The following is a 292-nucleotide window of genomic DNA, read 5'->3' as shown; positions in this document are numbered from 1 at the left end:
GCTCAGGGCTGTCGTTTTGAATACGCGGACTTTTCAAAGGTAGTGAGCCGAAAAGTGGTGTTTAGTTCTGCCCATTTGGTAGATAGCAACTTCAGTTTGAGTGACTTTGAAGGGGTGAATTTAGCCAAGTGTAATTTGTCGGGCTGTAACCTTAGCGAAGCAGTGCTAAGCCGAGTAAACCTAGAGGGAGCCAACCTAAGCAATACCCAGTTCTCCCCTAGTACTTATCAAGGTTTGCAGTTGTTTCAAGCGGATTTACGCAATGCAGATATTGCGGGTATCGATATTCGTC

General features: G+C 45.5%; 1 protein-coding gene. It reads left to right on the top strand.

Annotated features, from left to right (window positions below):
* Positions 1-96: 96 nt before the first annotated feature.
* Positions 97-292: pentapeptide repeat-containing protein (locus Q4528_RS13435; protein ID WP_439848936.1), on the top strand; the 196-nt coding region annotated here is incomplete at its 3' end.

Origin of the sequence: Staphylococcus pasteuri, from assembly GCF_030547725.1 — a bacterium.
GTDB lineage: Bacteria > Bacillota > Bacilli > Staphylococcales > Staphylococcaceae > Staphylococcus > Staphylococcus pasteuri.
This window is presented reverse-complemented; position numbering and strand designations above follow the sequence as displayed.